Here is a 15,703-nt window from a genome sequence, read left to right as displayed (position 1 = left end):
TTCATTGCATATTGTATGTGTATATACCTAACTGAAGAAAGGAGGGTTTCTATTATGTATCCGAAACCCCCTATGGGGCAAATGTATGCAAGACAGCAACAACCATACACCCCATATCCCATACCTAATTTACCGCCTATGATGCAAAAAAAGAAAGGATTTCTCGCTAAACTATTCCAAAAGCAAGATCCAACTCATGCCTTTATGCAGATGGTTCCTCCCTATCGAAAAATGGAGGGACGGCCGATGATGCATCAACATCAGCAGCCCTATATACAGCCACCACAACAAATGATATCGCCTCAAATGAATGACCATAATGAAATGCGTGGCTCAGCACCGGTGACACCTAGCGCTAGCATTGGTATTGGTAGCTTCTTTTCCAATCTAATCTCCAATCCTACTGGCATGTTAAATAATATTGAAAAGGTTGCTCAAGTCGCTCAATCTGTAGGACCTGTCGTCCAGCAGTACGGACCCATTGTGCGTAGCATACCAAGTATCGTAAAAATTCTCACTTCCGGAAAAGGTGCTGCTGAAGAATCAACAGAAGAGACGGAAGTAATCGCTGCACCTTCATCACTTTCAAAAAAGAAAAAAAAGAAGAAAATAATTTTAGAACCCGTTATTAAACAAGACCTTCCGAAAGAGGATATCCCGCGTATGGCACCAAAACCGAAACTATATGTCTAACAATCCTTTGTTTTCTGTCCACTCCTCCTTTATAATAAAAAAGACTATGTACAAAAAGGATTCCTTGTTTAGAAGGAGAGGATTACTCACATGAAAATTGTTAAAATTTCCCCTCGTGGTTATTGCTACGGTGTTGTTGATGCGATGGTCATTGCACGCAATGCCGCACTAGATAAAACGTTACCGAGACCCATTTATATTTTAGGTATGATTGTTCATAACAAACATGTAACAGATGCTTTCGAAGAAGACGGCATTATTACATTAGATGGTCCAAGTCGATTAGAGATTTTAGACAAAATTGATTCTGGTACCGTTATTTTCACAGCACATGGAGTTTCTCCAGAAGTTAAAAAACGTGCAAAAGAAAAAGGATTAACGACAATCGATGCAACATGTCCAGACGTTACGAAAACACATGACCTCATTGAAGCAAAAAAAGCGGAAGGATACCATGTGATTTATATTGGTAAAAAGGGGCATCCGGAACCAGAAGGTGCTGTTGGTATCGCACCTGATATCGTCCATCTTATTGAAAGGGCAAATGATTTGGAAACACTAGAAATCCCAACAGAGAAAATTTTAGTTACAAATCAAACAACAATGAGCCAATGGGACGTTCAGCACCTGATGGAAGACATTCAGAAAAAATTCCCAACAGCTGAATTTCATAAAGAAATTTGCTTAGCAACACAAGTTCGTCAAGAAGCCGTTGCTAAACAGGCTGATGTGGCTGATTTAACGATTGTTGTTGGTGATCCTAAAAGTAATAACTCAAACCGTTTAGCTCAAGTATCACAAGAGATTGCTGGTACAAAGGCATACCGTGTTGCAGATGTAAGCGAAATTCAATTAGAGTGGCTACAAGGTATCGAAAACGTCGCTGTTACTGCAGGAGCATCTACACCAACACCGATTACAAAAGAAGTAATTGCCTTTTTAGAACAGTACGATCCGATGAACCCAGCAACTTGGGAACGTAAACGAAACGTACCACTTCAAAAAATCTTGCCGCGTGTAAAGGCAAAAAAACAACAATAAAAAAATCCGTTGCTAATTCGCTAGCAACGGATTTTTTATTACACTGTTTATCCCGCACTAACGTGCAGTAATACTCCCACCTCAAAATTCGGTGCAAGCAATGTCCAGCTCTAGCGGCTAGACTCTCCGGTCGTTTCGCCCCCTCAGACGAGGCAAAAAGCGCCGCTCTGTCGGGTGCTCCAACGTCCTGCGATTCTGAATGAGCCGCTTCCGCTTTTCTAAAGAGGTTAGGTGGGAAATAAACTACCCGTAAAGGCCCGATTGGTGAGGGCTGAGAATCAGTGGAGGATGAGGAAAACCCCACTGATTAAAGTTTCACTTTATACAAAAGTAAACGGATCTGTATGTAACCTTGAAGCATGAATTTGCACAGCAAATTTTTTCTCATCCACTTTTTGTTGCAACTGCTTTTGTACACCATGTTTCATTACTTTTTCCACATTATGTCCTGGGTCAACAATATTTAATCCGAGCATCATCGCATCGTGTGCAACATGATAATACATATCACCTGTTACATATGCATCTGCTCCTTTAAATTTCGCTTGCGTAATATATTTATTCCCATCACCACCAAGCACTGCTACTTTCCGCACTTTGTCGTCTAAATCCCCAACAACTCGTGCGCCTTTTACATCTAATGCAGCTTTCACATGATCAGCAAACTGACCTAATGTCATTTCTTCTTGCAAATATCCAATCTTACCAAGCCCTAACGTTTCTCCCTTATTATCAAGTGGATACACATCATAAGCAACTTCCTCATATGGATGAGCTGTTAACATCGCTTTTACGACTTTTCGCTCTAGTGAAGCTGGAATAATCGTTTCAATCCTTACCTCTTCCACACGCTCTAACTGCCCAGTTTCGCCTATATGAGGGTTCGTCCCCTTTCCAGGCATAAATGTACCTATCCCTTCGCTATTAAACGTACAATAGCTATAATTACCGATATAACCTGCTCCAACATCCCCAAGTGCTTTCCGAACTTCTTCAGCATGCGTTACAGGCACAAATACAACAATCTTTTTCATTTCTTCCGAGTATGTCGGAACAAGTACTTCTGTATTTTGTAATCCTAACGCATCAGCAAGTAAATCATTTACTCCACCTTTTGCTACATCGACATTTGTATGTGCCGCATAAACAGCGATATCGTTTTTGATACAAGTTTCAATAATTCGCCCATAAGCCTTATCTGTATGAATCGCTTTTAATGGATTAAAAATAAGAGGATGATGAGCAATAATTACATTCGCTCCTATTTGAATCGCCTCTTCTACAACTGCTTCTGTAACATCTAATGCGATCAATACATGCTGAACCGGCTTATTTAATGCCCCAATCTGCAAGCCAATCTTGTCACCTTCCATCGCGAGATGCTTTGGATACATACTTTCAAATAAAGAAATTATCTCATGCCCATTTGGAATTTTACTCATGATAAAACCTCTCCTATCATTTTCATTTTCTTTGCTACTTCATCCCGTTTCGCTTTTGTGTCTTCCGAATTTGCTGCACGTTCTAGTTGCTTCAAGATACTTTGAAAGTTTTTTGATTCACCTTCCCATTTCTCAATAAAAGCATCATTCTTTTCTTTCATCAAAAACGGTCCAATAAATAGCTCAGCTTGTTTATTTTCAGAGTAAGGTGCTAAAGGATTTCCTTTTTCTCCAACTAAAATCTCATAAATCTTGCCGTCTTCTTTTATAATTTTTTCATGAATAAGCTCCCAACCATTTTCAATGAACCATTCACGAATATGATGCGCGGCAATATTCGGTTGTAAAATTAAACGCTTTACACCATTTAGTTTTTCTTTTCCGTTCTCTAAAATATCACGAATTAACGCGCCACCCATACCAGCAATCGTAATCACATCAACCTCTCCTGGTGTAATGACAGCTAACCCATTCCCTTTTCGAACATCTACCTTTTCTTGCAAGCCACTTTCTGCTACTGTAGCCTGCGCAGAACGAAATGGTCCATCTACCACTTCTCCTGCTACTGCCTTTGTAGCAATATGATTTATAATTGTATAGCACGGTAAGTACGCATGGTCAGAACCAATGTCTGCGACTGTAGATCCTACCGGAATTTCCCGCACTACTTCTTCTAATCTTTTTGAAAGCTTCACTTCATTCATTTATTCCCATTGCTCCTTCTCTTGTCAGTCTGTCTCCATGATAATGAATTTACAGTCCTTGTTGCAAGTAAAGAAACAAAACAATTTATTTATTTCATCTGATTTTAGGATAAAAGAAAAAACAAGCTCTCCGCCAATAAGCAAAGAACTTGTTTTTGGTCGTATTCCACTACATGCGAATCATACAATTCTCACAGATTAAAGGTTTACCCTATTTTTTCTTAGCTAACCAATCAGCTACTTTAGAAGCTTGATCAGCTGGAATTAAATTTGGCGGCATATTCCCTTTCCCTTTTACAATTACTTCTTTAATTTCATCTTTAGAAAGTTTTCCACCAACCTTTTGTAAGCTAGGCCCTACTGCACCTTGCAACTGATCACCATGACAGCTTGCACAACTCTGCTTCACAATATCTTCTGGTTTCGATGCCGTTTGCGCTGGTTTCCCCCCATTTTTCGCATCGGCCAGCTCTTTAGATTTATATAACCCCTCAAACGAAAATACAAACATAATAACAATCCCTATTACAGCAATGAGTGCAAACGGAATCAATGGATTACGTTTCATACTTCTTTCCCCCCTCTACGCCCCTAATAGTTAGATGATTCAGTTATTTCTATTGTACTTGAAAACGCTCTATCAGAAAAGACAAAACTATCAGTTGTTGAAAATATTCCATAAATTCAGTTTATTGATCATCTCTCTTTTATCGCATATTATTTTGATAAATATCAACGCTTCTCATCATATTTTTTGTTTTTCTACATATATTTTTGTATAGAATAAACGAAATTAATCGAAAAATCGAAAAATGAGCATTTGCAAATCAAAAGACAATTCTGTAAAATAAATTACAAGAATTGTAATCGTTACTCACAGCTAAATTTTAACAAAAATTAACAAAATAAAAAAGTTTACTTCACAAATGTGAAGTAAACTTAAAAAGAACCCTATTCTAAGAAATCTTTTAGACGTTTGCTACGGCTTGGATGTCTTAATTTACGAAGCGCCTTTGCTTCAATTTGACGAATCCGCTCTCTCGTTACGCCGAATACTTTCCCAACTTCTTCAAGCGTACGAGTTCGTCCATCATCTAAACCGAAACGAAGACGTAGAACATTTTCTTCACGATCTGTTAGTGTGTCTAACACATCTTCTAATTGTTCTTTTAGCAACTCATACGCTGCATGGTCCGCAGGTGATGTTGCTTCTTGGTCTTCAATAAAATCGCCTAAATGCGAGTCATCCTCTTCACCAATTGGTGTTTCAAGAGAAACTGGCTCCTGTGCAATTTTTAAGATTTCGCGTACTTTTTCTGGAGCAAGATCCATTTCTTCTCCAATCTCTTCTGGAGATGGTTCACGCCCTAAATCTTGTAACAATTGACGCTGTACACGGATTAATTTATTAATTGTTTCAACCATATGAACTGGAATACGAATTGTTCTCGCTTGGTCTGCAATGGCACGTGTAATCGCTTGGCGAATCCACCAAGTTGCATACGTACTGAATTTAAAACCTTTACGATAATCAAACTTTTCAACAGCTTTAATTAGACCCATGTTTCCTTCTTGAATTAAGTCTAAGAAGAGCATACCACGGCCTACATATCGTTTTGCAATACTTACAACAAGACGTAAATTCGCTTCCGCAAGACGGCGCTTCGCTTCTTCATCACCTTCTTCAATGCGTGTTGCAAGTCGAATTTCTTCTTCAGCGGATAGTAGGTCGACACGACCGATTTCTTTTAAATACATGCGAACAGGGTCATTGATTTTCACACCTGGTGGCACACTTAAATCATTTAAATCGAATTCCTCTTCGGTCTTTGTAATTTGGTGATTATTCGGACCTTCATCGTTGTCGCCAACTAAATCAATTCCTTGTTCACCTAAATATTCATAATATTCATCCATTTGATCGGATTCAATTTCAAATCCATTCATGCGTTCTGCAATCTCTTCATATGTAAGAACGCCACGTTTTTTTCCGAGCTCAGTGAGTTGTTCTTTCACTTGCTCAAGAGTCATATCAGTTTCAATTTGTTTAGAACGAGCTGGTTTATCAGCCATTTGTTCCCCTCCTTACGCGAGATACAAACATTCATTATAATAAAATTTTATACAAAAAGCTATCTTCTTGCTTTCTGATTTTGTAAATATGCTGCATAAAATTTTGCAGCTTCTACTGGATCTGTTTTTTCCATTTGCTTTACTGCAAAAATGGTTTCCATTTTTTTAAGCTTTTGCTTATGGCGGCTTAGCGCCTCTAAGTGACCTTGCAATACCTCGTCTGTGTATTCTGGATTAATGAATTCATCCGTTGAAATATTGGTAATAATATTTTTCAATTTCTCATCAGAGAGCCAACTCAAGAAATTCCCAACTGAAGGTTCATTTCCCTTTTCATAATATGCGTATAGTTCATATAAAATCCCTTTATGTTCTTCCGTATGAAAATCTTCTATATGAGGTTCAATACGGAAAGCAACTTCTGCACTTTGTAGCATATGGTAAATGAGCTCTCTTTCTGCTCTTTCAAAACCTGAAAATTTCGGTTTTGCCTGAACGATTTGAGGCGGCTTAGAAATTTGCTTTGTTTGTTTTTGCTGTATCTTTTGTTCTTTGCGATATTGGTGTAATTGGCCTAAAAGTGTTTCCATTGAGTAAGCAAATTCTTGCGATAATGATTTTAAATATGACTCTGCTTGCATTGCATCTTGCAATAATGCTAGCTCCTTTAAAACACTTTTCACATACTCTTCTTTACCAGACTCATCTTGCAAATTTTTCCCTAAACGCAAGTAATTTATTTTGAATCCAACAAAACTTATACTAGCCTTTACAAGATTTTCAAACGCCACTGTTCCATATTGTTGCACATATTCATCAGGATCAAGCTTATCTGGCAATGAAGTAACCTTGACGTGACAACCAACTTGCAATAACAATTGCCCTGCTTTCATTGTCGCTTCTCGTCCTGCTTTATCACCATCATAGCAAAGAACAACAGTTTCAACATTACGTCGCAGAAGTTTCGCCTGTTCTTCTGTTAGAGCTGTTCCCATCGTCGCAACTGATTCCTCAATCCCACTTTTTACAGCAGCTAATACGTCAGCATACCCTTCAAATAGAACAACTTGCCCTCGTTTTCTGATAAACGACCTTGCTTGATGGAAGTTATACAGCAACTTACTTTTGTGAAAAATAGGTGTTTCTGGGCTGTTTAAATATTTCGGAGTATCATCTCCCAATGCCCTTCCACTAAACGCTGCTACTTTCCCTTGTAGTGTGTGAATTGGAAACATGACTCTTCCTCGAAAACGGTCATGATGACTGCCATCTCTTTCACTCCGTACAAGTAAGCCAGCTTGCTCCATGGTTGATAGCGAAAAACCTCTTTTTTGTAATATTTTTGCTGCTGCATCCCAAGCTGGGGATGCATAACCAATTTCAAACTTTGCAATCATCTCTTTTGTAATACCTCGATTTAGCAAATAGGAAAGAGCTTCATTGCCCTCTTCTGTATTCACTAAAAGATGGTGATAGTATTTTTTCAAAAGTTCGTGAGCCTGTAACATAATGACACTGTCATCAGATATGTTCTCTTGTTGTTCTTGTCCCGATGTATAATCTACAACCGAAATATTATTTCTTTCTCCAAGCTTTTGCACAGCTTCTATGAAAGAGAGTCCTTCCATCTTCATGAGAAACGAAAAAACATTTCCTCCCTCTCCACATCCGAAGCAATGAAAAATTTGCTTGTCTGATGAAACAGAAAATGAAGGCGAATTCTCACCATGGAATGGACAAAGGCCAAAATAATTGCGCCCTTGCTTTCTGAGCTGAACATACTCACCAATCACTTCTACAATATCAGATGATGTCCGAATCTGTTCAACAACTTCTTCGGGAATTCTGTTCCCCATAACTCCATCTCCGTGTCGTATTTTGTATTCGATACAAATTAAAGGATTCCTTTATAATTCGACAATATTTTTTCTAAATTTGTTAAAAAGTATTGTCGATCGTGCGTTGAAAATGATTTTGGACCTTTTGTATACGTCCCTTGTCTGCGTAACTTCGCAGATACATATCTACTATATAACATTGTATCCATTTGCTCATCAGTCACAAATGTACCTCTTGGAGATAATACATATACTCCTTTTTTTACAAGAAGACCAGCAAGTCCCATATCCTGTGTGATCACGAGATCTGAAGCTTTGGCGTGTTTATAAATATAAAAATCCACCTCATCTTGCTCAGAATCTACATATATCCAATTTCCTTGCTGTTTTCTCGAACGATGGGCGTAGGATGCGACAAACAAAATTTCGACATGAAATTTTGTTCCAACTCGCACAATTTCATCCTTCACAGGACATGCATCTGCATCAACTAGAATCTTACTGATGTTTTGCATATTTCTGTATTCTACATCCCTTCTGTGAATCCTTCCATAATGTGCGTTTTCTTGTCCGGATTTTTGTCGATTTTACGTAAATGTATACCTTTTCCGTAAATCCTATCCCTAGTTTATTCTGAAAAATTAAAGTCTAAACGTAAAATGTACCTTTTTATCACAATTTTTTATTATAATATATTTTCTCTAACTTCGCTACATATCCTTTAAAATTTCACCCAGCTATTTATAGATAGTAGTACTCCACTTCAAAATCCAAGTAGAATAAAAAAATTAGACGAGAAATAAACTGGCTGTACAAGCCCGATTGGCAAAAGCTAATAATTAGTGGGGATGAAAAATACTGATTAAAGTTTCACTTTATCTCGAGCGAAAAAAGCACATTCACCTTTGGTAAATGTGCTAAAACATTTTTTGGTTTTGCACTGCATTTACAATAATATTTGCTGTTTCCTCAATCGCCTTATTTGATACATCAATAACTTGACAATTTATTCTACTTACTACTTTCTCAAAGTGATCAATTTCTTCTTTAATACGATTGATGTTTGCATATGTCGCTCCATCACTTAATCCAAGTGATTTTAATCGTTCTTTTCGAATATGATTTAACTTATCCGGTGTAATTTTCAAGCCGAAACATTTTTCTTTCGCAACTTGATATAGTTCTTCAGGCGGGTCCACTTCTGGTACAAGTGGTACATTCGCAACCTTCAATCGTTTATTATGAGCTAAATATTGTGAAAGTGGTGTTTTAGAAGTACGTGATACACCAATCAATATAATATCGGCTTTCAAAATTCCACGCGCATCTCTACCGTCATCGTATTTAACAGCAAACTCGATTGCTTCAATCTTTTTAAAATATTCTTCATCTAATCTACGTACAACACCAGGTTCATACCTTGGAACTTGTCCTGTGATTTCCTCAATTTGATCGATAAGAGGACCAATAATATCATAGGCCTCTACTCCCTCTTTTGCCGCTTCTGTTAGCATATATTGACGCATTTCTGGTTTTACTAATGTAAAACAAATAAGTGCTTGATTACTCTTTGCAATTGAAATTACTTCTTTTAATGTCCCTGCATCTTCCACATAGGGTACACGTCTAATATCAGGAGCGAATGGAAACTGTCCCATTGCAGCTCGAACAACTAAATCAGCCGTCTCTCCAACAGAGTCAGATACGACATATACGATTTTATTATCCATTACATTACCTCACTTTAAACAAATTACACTTATTCATTGTTTACTAAATTCACAAATGCACGCGTAATATTTGTTTTTGTAATTCGACCAACAACTTCTAGTCCTTGTTTCGTATCTTTCACAACTGGTACAGCATCAATCTGTCTTTCTATTAATTCCATCGCAACATCATATAGAGAATCCTCCCTACGGCACATTGCGATATTCGGCATCCTTGTCATGATAATATTAACCGGAAGCGATGTTAAATCCTGCTTTCCTAAGCTTGCACGTAATAAATCTTTACGAGAAACTACCCCAACTAGAAGCGTCGATTGCTCTACAACAAACAAAGTACCAACATCTTCTAAGAACATGGTACAAATCGCATCGTATACGGAAATATTTTTATCAACTACGACCGGCCTAGATTGATAATCTTGAACCTTAACTTTCTTAACAGCTTCTGATAACAACTGCCCTCCAGTTTTTCCTGTATAAAAATAGCCGACACGTGGACGTGCTTCTAAATAACCTGCCATCGTTAAAATCGCTAAGTCAGGTCTTAACGTTGCACGCGTTAAATTTAATTGTGCCGCAATTGATTCTCCTGTAATAGGACCGTGATCTTTTACAATCTGAATGATATGTTCTTGCCGTTTATTCAGTTCTATGATAATCACCACCTTCAATGCACAACGAAAAAAGTTATACTATCTCTTAAATATTATATACTAAATATACTTTTCGAAAAAGAAAGTATGTAAAAAGGACCTGTATATGGTCCTCGTTATATTTGAAATTTATCAAGTTGCTCAAGAAAACGCCTTGATTTCAAATAGATTCCACAATATTCATCATAATATGTATTTAATACTGTACGCATTTGCCGCTTCGTTCCATCCTTAACAGATACATTACCAAGGCGAGCTAAATCAAAATGATAAAAGAGACGTAACAATTTATGAACAGCCTCTCCTACCGGAATGCGGTATGGATCTTGCTCTGCATGGCGCGAGCACAGAAAACCGCCTTCTCGGACAGAGAAGGCGACAAAATCTGCTTCATGGTGACAAATTGCACATGTATCAAAGTATGGATGCATCCCGAGTACTGGGAGCATTTTCGTTTGATAAATTAATGACAATACTTCAGGATCAACACCCTCGCACATATAGTGTAACGTTTGATATAACATTTCAAATAAGTACGGATTATGTTTCTTATCTTCAGTTGCTTTATCAGTTAATTCAACGATAAATGATGCATAAGCAGTTAAAAATATATCTTCACGAATTTCTTTCATAGATGAAATTATTTCACCTTGTTGCAAAGTGCCAAGTCCAGACCCCATTTGGATCAGAAAGTGCCCATGTGTCATAAGTTGCGAAATAGATGCTAACCTACTTTTCGGTTTTTTCGCTCCTCTTGCCATTGCACTTACTTTCCCAAATTCACGGGAGAATATCGTAACAATTTTATTCGTTTCTCCATAATCAGTTGTCCGGATAACAATTCCCTCAACTTTTTGAAACATGTTCGTCACCATCCAAGGTTTGAACAAAACGGGTCAAGAAATTGGAGAATCTAGGTGTGCTAGCTCCTCTTCATGTTGATCCATCTCATCGTTTACGTCTTTTTCCATTTCCTTCAAAAGCAAATACGTCTCAATGCTTCCTGTCTTGGAGAAAAACTTCCAGGTAAAATCTAGCATAAGAATCCACCTTTCTCAGTAAGCGTAGCATATAAACCAATTTCTTTTGTTGTTATTAAAATGACCCATTTTGTCCATTTTCATGTGAGAAAAATTTTTCCTAATTTCTATTAATACTCATCTTCACGGAAACCAAGATCGCGAAGCTGTGACATTTTATTACGCCAATCTTTTTGTACTTTTACCCATACTTCTAAGAATACTTTTGAACCGAGAAGTGCTTCAATATCAAAACGAGCTCGCTTCCCAACTTCTTTTAGCATCTTCCCTTGTTTCCCGATGATGATTCCTTTTTGTGATGGGCGCTCTACAATAATTGTTGCATTTACATAGACGGCTCCGCCTTCACGCTTTTGAATCGCATCAATCACAACCGCCACCGAATGCGGTACTTCCTCACGTGTTAAATGAAGCACCTTTTCACGAATCAGTTCTGCAATAATAAATCTCTCCGGATGATCTGTTACTTGGTTGTCCGGATAGTATTGTGGCCCTTCTGGTAAATACTTTTTAATCGCTCCAATTAACGCCTCAACATTATTACCATCCAGAGCAGAAATCGGTACAATTTCTGCAAACTCATGCAACTTACGATATTGATCGATTAATTCCAGTAATTGTTCCGGGTGAACTTGGTCAATCTTATTGATTACTAAAAATACTGGTTGCTTTGTTTCTTGTAGTTTTTCAATAATAAATTCTTCACCACGACCAAAACCTTCAGCTGCATTGACCATAAATAACACAATGTCCACTTCTTTTAATGTCGTTTGTGCCATTTTCACCATAAAATCGCCTAGTTTATGCTTTGGCTTATGTATTCCTGGCGTATCAATAAAGATGACTTGTGAATCATTCTCCGTATATACACCTTGAATTTTATTACGTGTTGTTTGTGGTTTGTCGCTCATAATGGCAATTTTTTGACCGATAATACGATTTAAAAATGTAGACTTTCCAACATTCGGTCTGCCAATTATAGAGACAAAGCCTGATTTATAACCTTTTCTATTCATGTAAATCCTCCGCTAAAAATGCTCCTGGTAACAATTCTCCGACCGTCGTCTCCTGAATGTCACCATGTAAATTTGATAAGTATACTTTCGTATCCTGTTTACATAATTCTATCATAACTTGACGGCACGCTCCACAAGGAGGTACCGGACGGTTTGTATCCGCTACAACCGCTATCGCTACAAATGTTTTATCTCCTTCAGAAATCGCTTTAAATAAAGCCGTTCTTTCTGCACAATTACATAATCCATATGATGCATTTTCAACATTACATCCACGGTATACTCTTCCATCTTCCGTTAATAATGCTGCGCCTACTTGAAACTTAGAATATGGTACATACGCCTGTTTACGCGCTTCGATTGCTTCTTGAATTAATTCTTTGCTGTTCATGCCCTTGCATCCTTTCCGCTTTCAATTGTGAAAAGATAAAATGAAACTTTCATTAACGGCGTTCTTACCGCTACCAAAGCACAATAAAAGCTTTGGAATGCAACTATACCATATAAGGTAAAAAGATAATAGCACCAATTATGACAGCTATAACAGTAAATAATAGCACTGCACCTGCAGCAACATCCTTTGCAATTTTCGCAAATGGTTTAAAATCCGCTGTGGCTAAATCAACCGTTTTTTCAACTGCCGTATTGACCATTTCCAAACTCATTACACTTCCAATTGTAATGAGTAATATGAGCCATTCCGTTATCGTTACATGGAAATAAAAGCCGCAGCATATAACAATAACTGCGGCCCAAAAATGAATTTTCATATTGCGTTCGTGACGAAGACAAAAGTATACACCAGCTATAGCATATCCAAAACTATTTATAAGTTTTCCTTTTTTCATCTACCTAATCCAAATGCCTCTAAAATTTCTTTTTGTTTTCCAAACATTTCTTTTTCATCTTCATCTGTCATATGATCATAACCAAGTAAATGCAGGAATCCATGTAACGCTAAAAACCCTAGCTCACGATCAAAGGAATGGCCATATTCTTCAGCCTGTTCTTTCGCTCTTGGAATAGAAATAATGAGATCACCTAGCATACGCGGCATTTCCGCGCCAACGATTTCCATCTCTCCTTCTCCCATATCCTCCATTGCAAAAGAAATAACATCTGTCGGTTGATCTTTATCGCGATAATCACGATTAATCTCTTGAATACGTTCATTATCAACAAATGTAACAGAAAGCTCTGTTCCGTCTTCTACGTTCTCCATTCGCGCAGCTTGCTCTAGAAGATCGCGAATCATACTCACGTATTCTTCTTTCACTTCTTCTGTTTCATCAAAAAAATCTATTAATAAACTCATTCTGTCACCTTTTCTTCCGGTGGTTCCGGATATTTAATACGAGAATGGAAAATACCATTTAACGTTTCACATAAAGTTTTCCCAACAATTTGTAATTCTTTAAATGTCAAATTACATTCACTAAATTGCCCGTCCTGCAAACGATCTTTTATTATACTTTGTACTAAATTATTAATTTGTTCAGGCGTTGGATGATTCATAGAACGTACTGCCGCTTCGACACTATCAGCAATCCCAACAATTGCAGACTCTTTTGATGTCGCTTTTGATCCCGGATAACGAAACATTTCTTCTGTATATTTCTCTTTATCTTCTTTCATTGCTTTATAGTAAAAATATTTAAGTAATGTCGTTCCATGATGCTGTCCTGCAATATCAATAATTTCTTGCGGAATATGATGTTCTTCCAACATCTTTACTCCATTTGTCACATGGGCAATAATAATATCTCTACTCGTTTCAGGATCTAATTTATCATGCGGGTTTTCAATTCCCATTTGGTTTTCTATAAAGAAATGAGGCTGCAGCGTTTTCCCAATATCATGATAATACGCAGCAACACGCGCTAAAACTCCATTTGCTCCAACAGCCTCACAAGCTGCCTCAGAAAGGTTAGCAACCATAACACTATGATGATATGTTCCCGGTGCTTCTAGTAAAATTTTACGAAGGAGCGGATGATTTGGACTTGAAAGTTCCATAAGCTTCATACTTGAAACAATTCCAAGACCTCCTTCTAAATACGGTAAAATTCCCATCGCTAAAATGGACGAGATAATACCAGAAGCTGCGGCCATTAGTAATTGAGATCCAATTTCAAGCGGTGAAAAATTACCATTACGTAAAAGTAACAACGCCGCTAGTACAACTACATTTAAAACAGAGACCAGTATACCTGCTTGTAGAATCATTGTACGTCGATTTTTTTCTCTCAAAAAGATACTAACTGATAACGAACTTAATAAAACGTAAATACCCACACTATAATTAAGCGTACTCGTTACACCTTCGTTAAACAAAATACTACCGCATACAGAAAAAATCATACTCGTAATAAAAACAAAACGATCACCAATCATTAACTTTACAAGAATAGTCCCCATTGCGACCGGGACAATATATGCAATACCAGCATATTCTAGCTTTTGGAATAAACTAATGATTTTCATTAAAACAACTGTAATCGCCACAATTGTAGTATAGGCTAAAATATATGGTTTTTCTTCTCTTTTCAATTTCAAAAACGTTTCAAATTGTTTATGCATAAAAAACAACAGTACACCGATAAAGATGGCCAATCCTACAAACGGCTGGAATGTATTTCCTTGTTCAAGAAGTCCGACTAATTTCAACTGATCGTATATTTCTCTTGTAATTGTGTCTCCTTCTTTAACAAGAATTTGCCCCTGCAAAATATACACTGTTGCTACTGCATCCATCGCCTTTTGTTTTTGTTCTTTTGTAGCAACTGAATCGTAGAAATAGTTCGCTTCAATCGCATATTTTCCAAGCGTATTAAGCGCTTCTTTTAAATCGCTATTCACATTCACATTACGTATTTCATTGACAAATCGCTCTTTCGCATCATTCTCTTCATTCATTTTAATGTGCGTGCTCATAATATTATTGATTGCTGTTACCACAGCATCTCTTGCCAACGTCAATTGATCTGGTTCAGCATTTACAAGCTGTAGCAACACAGAATCAGATAAGCTTTTTGTTAAGTCAGTAGGCAATTTCTTTTTTAGCTTTTCTAATCGTTCCGCAGCAGAAACCTTTTTCTGTTCATCAGGATCAGCAGCCTTCGTCTCAGCTTCCACTTCTTTTATCGCCTCAAAGACAGAGTTTACAATTTCCACTTTATTTTGTTTATATTCACTTCGATATGTATATTGGTCTTCAACCTTTTGAGCAGCTTCCCTCTTCTTCTTATCAGTTGTTACTTTATCTTCGATTTTGATAGGAGAGTGGATTGTTTGTTTAGAAATAGATAGCATTTTAACATCTAGTTGCTCTGGTTTCACATTGTTCATAAGTGCAAAAAACAGTACCGCTCCTAATAAAATATAAGAAATCCAGCTTAATTTTTTCGAATGTTGTATGTTACGAAACCACCTAGAAATTTCTTGAGATCTTGACATGATTTCAATACCTTCTC

Annotated in this window: 17 protein-coding genes; 2 read left to right on the top strand and 15 right to left on the bottom strand. The window is 37.3% G+C overall.

The annotated features are described in order from the left end of the window. Nucleotides 1-54: 54 nt before the first annotated feature. The gene (gene vrrA / locus HRG09_RS01255; protein ID WP_174098980.1) at nucleotides 55-693 is read left to right on the top strand and encodes a VrrA/YqfQ family protein; all 639 of its coding nucleotides are present in this window, start codon (nucleotides 55-57) and stop codon (nucleotides 691-693) included. A 90-nt stretch (nucleotides 694-783) separates the two neighbouring features. Beyond that, on the top strand, nucleotides 784-1,734 hold the full coding sequence (locus HRG09_RS01250) for a 4-hydroxy-3-methylbut-2-enyl diphosphate reductase (RefSeq protein WP_174098979.1): 951 nt from the start codon (nucleotides 784-786) through the stop codon (nucleotides 1,732-1,734). A 320-nt stretch (nucleotides 1,735-2,054) separates the two neighbouring features. On the opposite strand, the gene HRG09_RS01245 is transcribed toward HRG09_RS01250, so the two are convergent. The 15 genes from HRG09_RS01245 to HRG09_RS01175 form a co-directional block, all read right to left on the bottom strand. Next, nucleotides 2,055-3,176, bottom strand: coding sequence for a Nif3-like dinuclear metal center hexameric protein (locus HRG09_RS01245; protein ID WP_174098978.1), 1,122 nt, complete (start codon nucleotides 3,174-3,176; stop codon nucleotides 2,055-2,057). After that, nucleotides 3,173-3,880 carry a tRNA (adenine(22)-N(1))-methyltransferase gene (locus HRG09_RS01240; protein WP_174098977.1) on the bottom strand — a complete coding sequence of 236 codons (708 nt, stop codon included), beginning with the start codon at nucleotides 3,878-3,880 and terminating at the stop codon, nucleotides 3,173-3,175. The genes HRG09_RS01245 and HRG09_RS01240 overlap by 4 nt, the downstream gene beginning before the upstream one ends. Nucleotides 3,881-4,091: 211 nt before the next feature. Further along, nucleotides 4,092-4,448, bottom strand: coding sequence for a cytochrome c550 (cccA, locus tag HRG09_RS01235; RefSeq protein ID WP_174098976.1), 357 nt, complete (start codon nucleotides 4,446-4,448; stop codon nucleotides 4,092-4,094). 383 nt (nucleotides 4,449-4,831) lie between these two features. Further along, nucleotides 4,832-5,953, bottom strand: coding sequence for an RNA polymerase sigma factor RpoD (rpoD, locus tag HRG09_RS01230; protein WP_003200669.1), 1,122 nt, complete (start codon nucleotides 5,951-5,953; stop codon nucleotides 4,832-4,834). 59 nt (nucleotides 5,954-6,012) lie between these two features. Further along, nucleotides 6,013-7,809 carry a DNA primase gene (dnaG, locus tag HRG09_RS01225; RefSeq protein ID WP_174098975.1) on the bottom strand — a complete coding sequence of 599 codons (1,797 nt, stop codon included), beginning with the start codon at nucleotides 7,807-7,809 and terminating at the stop codon, nucleotides 6,013-6,015. A gap of 38 nt (nucleotides 7,810-7,847) precedes the next feature. Beyond that, nucleotides 7,848-8,306 (bottom strand): YaiI/YqxD family protein, encoded by a 459-nt coding sequence (locus HRG09_RS01220; protein ID WP_174098974.1) that lies wholly within the window; start codon nucleotides 8,304-8,306, stop codon nucleotides 7,848-7,850. Between the two features lie 402 nt (nucleotides 8,307-8,708). After that, entirely contained in the window at nucleotides 8,709-9,521 is an 813-nt protein-coding gene (locus HRG09_RS01215) for a pyruvate, water dikinase regulatory protein (RefSeq protein WP_174098973.1), read from the bottom strand. Nucleotides 9,522-9,550: 29 nt separating this feature from the next. Further along, nucleotides 9,551-10,183 carry a transcriptional regulator CcpN gene (ccpN, locus tag HRG09_RS01210; protein ID WP_174099302.1) on the bottom strand — a complete coding sequence of 211 codons (633 nt, stop codon included), beginning with the start codon at nucleotides 10,181-10,183 and terminating at the stop codon, nucleotides 9,551-9,553. 107 nt (nucleotides 10,184-10,290) lie between these two features. Then, on the bottom strand, nucleotides 10,291-11,037 hold the full coding sequence (gene recO, locus HRG09_RS01205) for a DNA repair protein RecO (protein ID WP_174098972.1): 747 nt from the start codon (nucleotides 11,035-11,037) through the stop codon (nucleotides 10,291-10,293). Between the two features lie 33 nt (nucleotides 11,038-11,070). Beyond that, the gene (locus HRG09_RS01200) at nucleotides 11,071-11,214 is read right to left on the bottom strand and encodes a YqzL family protein (RefSeq protein WP_000883924.1); all 144 of its coding nucleotides are present in this window, start codon (nucleotides 11,212-11,214) and stop codon (nucleotides 11,071-11,073) included. A 110-nt stretch (nucleotides 11,215-11,324) separates the two neighbouring features. Continuing rightward, the gene (era, locus tag HRG09_RS01195) at nucleotides 11,325-12,230 is read right to left on the bottom strand and encodes a GTPase Era (protein ID WP_018765845.1); all 906 of its coding nucleotides are present in this window, start codon (nucleotides 12,228-12,230) and stop codon (nucleotides 11,325-11,327) included. Further along, complete coding sequence (locus tag HRG09_RS01190; RefSeq protein WP_174098971.1) at nucleotides 12,223-12,621, bottom strand: cytidine deaminase; 399 nt, start codon at nucleotides 12,619-12,621, stop codon at nucleotides 12,223-12,225. The genes era and HRG09_RS01190 overlap by 8 nt, the downstream gene beginning before the upstream one ends. A 103-nt stretch (nucleotides 12,622-12,724) precedes the next feature. Continuing rightward, complete coding sequence (locus HRG09_RS01185; RefSeq protein WP_174098970.1) at nucleotides 12,725-13,078, bottom strand: diacylglycerol kinase family protein; 354 nt, start codon at nucleotides 13,076-13,078, stop codon at nucleotides 12,725-12,727. After that, entirely contained in the window at nucleotides 13,075-13,545 is a 471-nt protein-coding gene (ybeY, locus tag HRG09_RS01180) for an rRNA maturation RNase YbeY (protein WP_174098969.1), read from the bottom strand. Before ybeY ends, HRG09_RS01185 begins: the two co-directional genes overlap by 4 nt. Then, nucleotides 13,542-15,686, bottom strand: a complete 2,145-nt coding sequence (locus HRG09_RS01175; protein WP_174098968.1) for an HD family phosphohydrolase — start codon at nucleotides 15,684-15,686, stop codon at nucleotides 13,542-13,544. Before HRG09_RS01175 ends, ybeY begins: the two co-directional genes overlap by 4 nt. Between the last annotated feature and the right edge of the window lie 17 nt (nucleotides 15,687-15,703).

The organism is Bacillus sp. Xin1, assembly GCF_013314535.1.
GTDB lineage: Bacteria > Bacillota > Bacilli > Bacillales > Bacillaceae_G > Bacillus_A.
The sequence above is the reverse complement of the archived record's forward strand: the minus strand, read 5'-3'. Positions and strand labels throughout refer to the sequence as shown.